Origin of the sequence: Bacillus sp. 2205SS5-2 (assembly GCF_037024155.1) — a bacterium.
In the GTDB taxonomy this organism is placed as follows: Bacteria; Bacillota; Bacilli; order Bacillales; family Bacillaceae_K; genus Bacillus_CI.
This window is the reverse complement of record NZ_JAYKTS010000032.1, coordinates 39550-46705: the sequence shown is the minus strand read 5'-3', so window position 1 is coordinate 46705 and position 7156 is coordinate 39550. Positions and strand designations below refer to the sequence as shown.

6 protein-coding genes are annotated in these 7156 nt (G+C 37.1%); all 6 read right to left on the bottom strand.

Features of this window, described 5'->3' with window-relative positions:
* Positions 1-221: 221 nt before the first annotated feature.
* Positions 222-1661, bottom strand: coding sequence for an alanine/glycine:cation symporter family protein (locus U8D43_RS17505; RefSeq protein ID WP_335872467.1), 1440 nt, complete (start codon positions 1659-1661; stop codon positions 222-224).
* Positions 1662-1774: 113 nt separating this feature from the next.
* Positions 1775-2497 carry an amino acid ABC transporter ATP-binding protein gene (locus U8D43_RS17500; protein WP_335872466.1) on the bottom strand — a complete coding sequence of 241 codons (723 nt, stop codon included), beginning with the start codon at positions 2495-2497 and terminating at the stop codon, positions 1775-1777.
* On the bottom strand, positions 2494-3147 hold the full coding sequence (locus U8D43_RS17495; RefSeq protein ID WP_335872465.1) for an amino acid ABC transporter permease: 654 nt from the start codon (positions 3145-3147) through the stop codon (positions 2494-2496). The genes U8D43_RS17500 and U8D43_RS17495 overlap by 4 nt, the downstream gene beginning before the upstream one ends.
* 119 nt (positions 3148-3266) lie before the next feature.
* A complete protein-coding gene (locus U8D43_RS17490) occupies positions 3267-4094 on the bottom strand; it encodes a basic amino acid ABC transporter substrate-binding protein (RefSeq protein ID WP_335872464.1) in 828 nt (275 codons plus the stop codon).
* A gap of 159 nt (positions 4095-4253) precedes the next feature.
* Positions 4254-4967 (bottom strand): YwmB family TATA-box binding protein, encoded by a 714-nt coding sequence (locus U8D43_RS17485; RefSeq protein WP_335872463.1) that lies wholly within the window; start codon positions 4965-4967, stop codon positions 4254-4256.
* Positions 4968-5358: 391 nt separating this feature from the next.
* Positions 5359-7026 (bottom strand): glycoside hydrolase family 13 protein, encoded by a 1668-nt coding sequence (locus U8D43_RS17480; protein ID WP_335872462.1) that lies wholly within the window; start codon positions 7024-7026, stop codon positions 5359-5361.
* Positions 7027-7156 lie beyond the last annotated feature (130 nt).

Sequence of the window (7156 nt, the reverse complement as noted above, 5' to 3'; positions counted from 1 at the left end):
GAGGTAGATATCCAAAAATCAAAACCAGCTTAAATCAAGTAATGGTGCCATAGCCAATCTTTAAAAATGGTCATTCCATTTTAGGGAGGGTGCTTTTTTGTGTCAAAATCAGCATCAAAACCCATTTTCGTATAAAAAGAGCCAATTAAAAAGAAACAATCTAGTAAAACCACTCATCCATACAATTTAAAAAGGCCCCCGAAGGAGCCCCACTTAAATACTTACTGGTTGGACGCTTTTTTCTCGTGTCCTCTTACCGGCCAGCTTTCTACTCCTTTAAGTCCTTCAATGTCATCCGCATAGAAGACAGGATCTTTTCCAGCTTTTCTTTGTTGCATGTAGTTATCCAACGCTTTGAAAGCAATTGGTGCAAGTATCCCAATCGCAATTAAGTTCGTTATTGCCATCAGTGCCATCGACAAGTCTGCTAATCCCCAAACGATTTCTAATTGCATCACTGCGCCAAATACGATCATACCAAGAGCTAGAATTCGATAAACAAGAAGTGCACTCTTACTTTCACTAATAAAAGGTAGATTCGCTTCCCCGTAATAATAACTTCCTACAATCGAGCTAAACGCAAACGTGAAGATCGCAATTGCTAAGAACATACTAGCCCAAGAGCTGAAGTGATCGTTCATCGCAGCCTGTGCAAGTTCAATTCCTTGAATTCCTTCTGGAAGCCCAGCACTGTACGTATCAGACATTAAGATAATGAAGGCAGTTGCCGAACAAACCAATAATGTGTCAAAAAATACCCCAAGTGCTTGAATGAAACCTTGCTTAACAGGATGTGAAACTGCTGCAGTTGCGGCCGCATTCGGAGCACTACCCATACCTGCTTCATTGGAGAATAATCCCCGCTTTACTCCATTCATGATTGCTGCTCCAATTCCACCGCCAACTACTTGTTCTACACCAAATGCACTTTTAAAGATGAGAGAAAATACATCCGGAATTAAAGTGATATTCGTAATCATGACATATAGAGCTAGAATAATATAGAATAAGGCCATGAATGGCACGATAATGGATGAAAACATAGCGATTCGCTTTACACCACCAAAAATGATGGCAGCTGTTAGCACAGTTAAAATTCCAGCAATCACCCAAACGTTCCAATCAAATGAATTATTAAACGCTGATGCAATCGTATTACTTTGCACTGCGTTAAATGTTAAACCAAAAGATAAAATAATCGTTATTGCAAAAATAGTGCTCATCCAACGCTTTCCTAGCTGTTTTTCCATATAGTAGCCAGGTCCACCTTTAAATCCTACCTTATCCTTGGCTTTATAGATTTGTGCTAATGTACTTTCAACGAAAGCACTCGCCCCTCCTAAAATAGCGACGATCCACATCCAGAAAATCGCTCCTGGACCACCTAGCGCAATCGCAATGGATACGCCTGCAAGGTTACCCGTACCGATTCTCGTTCCTGCTCCGATGAAAAAAGCTTGTAGAGAGGAAATTTGACCTTTCTTATCCGTCGTTTGCACATCTTTGTCACCTAGGAGGCGAAACATCTCTCCAATATGACGAATTTGAACAAATTTTGAGCGAATCGTAAAATACAAACCTAATCCAAGTAGTAAGACAATAAGGATATATCCCCATAGTACTCCGTTCATTTCTCCCACAATATTATTAATAAAATCCATAAGAACCCCCTGCGAAACTAGTTTTTTACATTATCTGCTAACTAATTAGAATAGTCAAGTTTTTTTGAAAATTATGTCTTTTAAGAACGAAATTTGTTGCTTTCTCTCTCAATCTACAAAACTTTACTTAAAAATGATTTCGTTCGTTCATGCTGAGGATTCCCAAATAATTCTTCTGGTATATTTTCTTCGACAATATAGCCACCATCCATAAAAATAACCCGGTCACCAACTTCACGTGCAAAGCCCATTTCGTGGGTTACGACAATCATAGTCATCCCTTCAAGTGCTAGTTGCTTCATGACTTCAAGCACTTCACCCACCATTTCTGGATCAAGTGCAGAGGTTGGTTCATCGAATAACATAATTTCTGGTTCCATCGCAAGGGCTCGAGCGATCGCCACCCGTTGTTTTTGGCCGCCGGAAAGGGAGTCCGGATATACATCTGCTTTTTCCCTTAACCCAACCTTATCAAGCAATTCCATTCCATTTTTACGTGCTTCTTCTTTCGAAATTTTTCTCACTTGAACAGGAGAAAGCATAATATTTTCAATGACAGATTTATGAGGAAATAAGTTAAACTGTTGGAATACCATCCCAACATCGGTTCTGATTTTATTTATATTTGTGTTTTTATCTGTAATATCACGATCTTTAATATAAACATGTCCGCCCGTAATACTTTCTAGTAGATTTAAACAGCGGAGAAAGGTTGATTTCCCTGAGCCCGAGGGACCAATGACAACGACAACCTCTTGTGATTTAATTTCTGCACTAATTTCCTTCAAAACTTCAAGCTCTCCAAAAGACTTCTTTAAATTTTGCACTTTTATCATTCTGTATTCAGTCTCCTCTCCATGTAGTTAAGTAAATATGTTAGTGATAGAGTCAGAATGAGGTAAATAAACGCGACCGAAATATACGGTTCCCAAACTCTGAAGTACTGACCTTGAGCAGCTCTTCCCCAATACATTAGCTCTGGTGCTGCAATAACTGCCCCTAGTGAAGATTCTTTAATTAACACAACAAATTCATTGCCTAGTGGTGGTATCATACGTTTAAAAGCCTGAGGTAAGATAACGTGGCGCATTGCTTGAACATGGTTCATCCCTAAAGAACGGGCTGCCTCCATTTGACCTTTATCAATGGATTGAATCCCCGCTCTAAATATTTCTGCTATGTACGCAGTTGCATTTAAGGACAATGCTACTAGGAGGGAAAGAATCGTATTACTATCTGAAAGAAAAATGGGCATAACACCAAAGTGAATTAATAGTATTTGTACAAATAAAGGAGTTCCTCTAAAAAAATTAATATACCAAATGAATGGAAGTCGAACGATAAGTTTTACGGACATTCTTCCAATTCCCATTAGTAATCCTAGAAACGTCCCAATTAATATTCCACCAACGGAAACTCCAATGGTGACTAAAGCGCCTTTTAGTAAAAAGGGCAAGTACTCTACAACAATATCCCATCTAAACATATAATTGCTCCTTACTGACTAGTCTATGTTTTCATTGCTTTCTATGTATAAAATAATTTAGTAAACTATGTTTTTAAAAATAGCGTAACGAAAAATATCGTTACGCTATTTTTTATTGTTTATTCTCCTTGTTCTAGCAAAATACCTGTATTTGGATCTGCACCAAACCATTCTTCATAAATTTCAGCATATTTTCCACTCTCGATAACTTCTTTTATTGCTGCACTAATTTCCTCTTCAATATCGCTACCTTTTGGAAACATCAATCCATAGAATTCTGACTCAAAGTTTTCTGGGTCTTCGATTGTTAAAAAGCTTTTATTTGGGTTGTTTTTAACATATTCATTTACAACTGTATTATCAGTTACAACAGCATCTACATCGCCTTGATCTAGTGCCATAATGGCAACAACATTATTTTCATATTTCATAATATCCGAACTATTTTCACCTAAGATTTTTTCAGCTGCGGCTTGTCCAGTTGTACCATTTTGAACACCTACCTTTAATCCTTTTAAATCTTGAGCACTTTCAATCTTGACGCCCTCATTAAACATAATCATATGAGTGGACTCAAAATAAGGTCGAGAGAAATCATAGGTTTGTTTACGCTTATCGTTAATGGTGATACCAGAAACTGCTAAATCAACTTCATTTCCTGCTTGTACAGCGGCGAATAATGGATCCCAACCAATGTTTTTTAATTCGTATTCATAGCCTGCTTCTTTCATTACGGCATCAAGGAAGTCCACGTCGAACCCAACAATTTCACCCTTGTCCATATATTCAAACGGAGCGAAAGCTGCATCTGTCCCAACCTTCAGCGTCTTCTTTCCATCTCCATCTCCATCTCCGTCTCCGCTCGTTTCACTCCCACAAGCCGTTAATAGGGCAAGTGCCGAAATGGTCATGAATGCTAATATTCTTTTTTTCCAAGATTTCCTCATGTTTTTCCCCCTGTGAAATAGTTTTTATATTTTTCTAACTATTGTAATTATACATAATTTTATTAATATTTCAAACAAATAAATTTTTATTCATTACTATGAATATATTATTTTAATAAAATTCAACGAACATAAACCGGGTTTCTCCTTGTACCAGCTTTAATATTCTTCTAAAATAATGGGACTTCCTATCGTCATACTAGCAATTCCTTCTTCGTTTTTACGTATACCAATCTGCATATTCATTTTTTTTCTATTTGCAGTTAATAACTGGTGCTCCCAGCGCTTGGTGAAAGCAGAAACAGATACAAATTCTTCTTCTTGTAATGTTTCAACAGGGATTGCACCTAGTTCTGCTAAAATGGCTTTTGCTTCTCCGTTAATATTCTCTTTCTTTGACAGCATTTTCGTTCCCCTTAAAGTAAAGTAGACTCGGTCATTTTCACGAATGTCTTCTAGCTCCTCTAAGGCATCTTGCAATTTTACTGCCTTGCTCCCGATTGTGTAGGAGCGTAACACTTTATAACGATTGCCCTCTTTTAGTAGAATTAACGAAACTTTTTCATTGATTTTTTTAGTAGAAGTAGTGCCAACTAGCTTAATATGATGATCCTTTTGTTCATTTTTTTCCCATGTTAACAGCTTATACTCTGATTTTATTTCTTTTTCTAATTGTTGGAAATTTGTGGATGAAGGGATATATGTAGGTTCATATGGGGTATAAAGCGTCCACTCCTCGATTTCAATCGATCTATTGTTCAGCATATGAATAAGGGCTACTATTTTTTCTTCTTGTCCCTTTGCTTGCTGAAATTGTGGATAAAGACTGAACAATAAAAATAGAAATCCGATTAAAACTAGTATTTTTTTCATCAATGCCTCTCTCCCTTCCTTAGCAGTATGGTCGAACGGAGAAAGAAATATTCCATGTTTGCTAATTTTACTAGCTTTCTAGTTCACTATAATAAATTGTTTAAACTTAAGAACTAGACACCACTAACGAATAAATGGCTTTCTTCACAGCAGTGTATACATCATTAAAAAAATAGATTTAGGGGCACTTTTTCTTGTTTTTCAGAAAAAATCACTGAATAATCGGAAAATTACATTGAATATAAAAGGCTGTTTTCGCAAAGCCACAAACTTTGCGAAAACAGCCTATCAAAATGATTTTTCAAACAAAAAGAGCTTTTAAAAATCCCCTTCAGCACAAGGATAATACCTTAGGGGATTTTTTAAGGTTATATTATTTTAGATTGGGCTTTTATCCTTTAATCTGATAAATTCTAGCTTCATAAGGCTTTAAGGTAAAGTCTGTTATACCTTGATGATCCTCTACCCCTAGGTTGCTCAACACTAAATTTTCATACGATAACATTAAGGACTTCTGTTGATAGTTTACTGGCTGATTGGATAAATTGGTTATAATCACGAAGACATCCTTATCCAACGTACGCGTGTAAGCATAAATTTGCGGGTTTTCCGCCAGTAATAAATCATACTTTCCGTAGCTTAATGTTAGATGACTTTTCTTCAGCCTAATCATTTTCTTGTAAAATGAGAGAATAGAGTCCTCATCTTTTTCTTGTGCTACCACATTAATTTTTTTATAGTTTGGATTTACCTTCATCCACGGTTTCGATGAGGTAAATCCTGCGTTAGATGCTGTCGACCATTGCATTGGAGTACGGCTGTTATCGCGAGCACTTGCCCAAATAACTTCCATAATCTCTTTATGAGAAGCACCTTCTTCCCGTTTTAAGCGATACATATTCTTCAATGCTACATCATCATAATCCTCAATCGACGGAAATTGAACATTGGTCATACCGATTTCCTGTCCTTGGTAAATATACGGTGTTCCTTGCATAAAGAAATACATAGCTGCCATTGCAGTAGCACTTTCTTTCCAGTAGTCACTATCATTTCCCCATGTCGACACGACCCGTGGTTTATCGTGATTTTCTAGGAATAGTGCATTCCAACCATTGCCTTCAAGACCTTTCTGCCAGCGAGTTAGAACTTTTTTCAGTTCAACAATATCTAAAACAGGATTCGTTTCAGCATCCCATAGTCCCAGGTGCTCGAATTGAAAGATCATGTCCATTTTCCCATGATCTTCTCCGACCCAAAGATCTCCTTCCTCTGCAGTCACTCCGTTTGCCTCTCCAACTGTCATTACATCATAATTCCCATACGTATGATCCTTGAATTCTTGTAAAAACTTATGAATACCCTCTTGATTCATATGCATATCGAACGATTCAACATATTTATCATTTTTGGGGTTTGGCATATCTGGAAAACCAGGACGTTTTTTAATATGGCTAATCGCGTCAATCCGGAACCCATCGATTCCTTTATCCAACCACCAGTTGACTGTGTCATACAGAGCTTCACGCACTTCTTTGTTCTCCCAGTTCAAATCCGGCTGTTTCGTTGAAAAAACATGCAAATAATATTGACCTGTGTTCTCATCATACTCCCAGGCAGATCCACCAAAAATACTTTCCCAGTTGTTCGGCTCTTTTCCTTTTTTGCCGTCACGCCAAATATACCAATCTCGTTTTGAATTCTCTTTAGAAGAACGAGACTCAATAAACCAATCATGCTCGTCACTCGTATGATTAGGTACGAGGTCAATGATTAGTTTCATCTCCCGCTTATGAACTTCCGCTAAAAGCTTATCAAAATCTTCCATTGTACCAAAGTCATCCATTATATCTTTATAATCTGATATATCATAGCCGTTATCGTCATTCGGTGACTTATACATTGGACAGATCCAAATGACATCAATTCCTAAGTCTTTAATATAATCTAGACGACTTGTCATTCCATTTAAGTCGCCAATTCCATCATTATTTGAATCTTGAAAGCTACGTGGATACACTTGATACGCCACCGCTTCTTTCCACCATACTCTATTCATATATACACCTCTATATCTTAGTTTGCGCAATCGTTTGCATTCCGATAAAAAAATATATTCCTTGCTACTTTTTGTAGTTTAACGCTTACTTCTCTATTTAGCAATAATAAAGATAGTATTTATTTAGTAG

Coding starts and splice junctions, on each gene's coding strand:
- U8D43_RS17490 (WP_335872464.1), bottom strand. CDS start 4,094: ATGAGGAAATCTTGGAAAAAAAGAATATTAGCATTCATGACCATTTCG.
- U8D43_RS17485 (WP_335872463.1), bottom strand. CDS start 4,967: ATGAAAAAAATACTAGTTTTAATCGGATTTCTATTTTTATTGTTCAGT.
- U8D43_RS17495 (WP_335872465.1), bottom strand. CDS start 3,147: ATGTTTAGATGGGATATTGTTGTAGAGTACTTGCCCTTTTTACTAAAA.
- U8D43_RS17480 (WP_335872462.1), bottom strand. CDS start 7,026: ATGAATAGAGTATGGTGGAAAGAAGCGGTGGCGTATCAAGTGTATCCA.
- U8D43_RS17500 (WP_335872466.1), bottom strand. CDS start 2,497: ATGATAAAAGTGCAAAATTTAAAGAAGTCTTTTGGAGAGCTTGAAGTT.
- U8D43_RS17505 (WP_335872467.1), bottom strand. CDS start 1,661: ATGGATTTTATTAATAATATTGTGGGAGAAATGAACGGAGTACTATGG.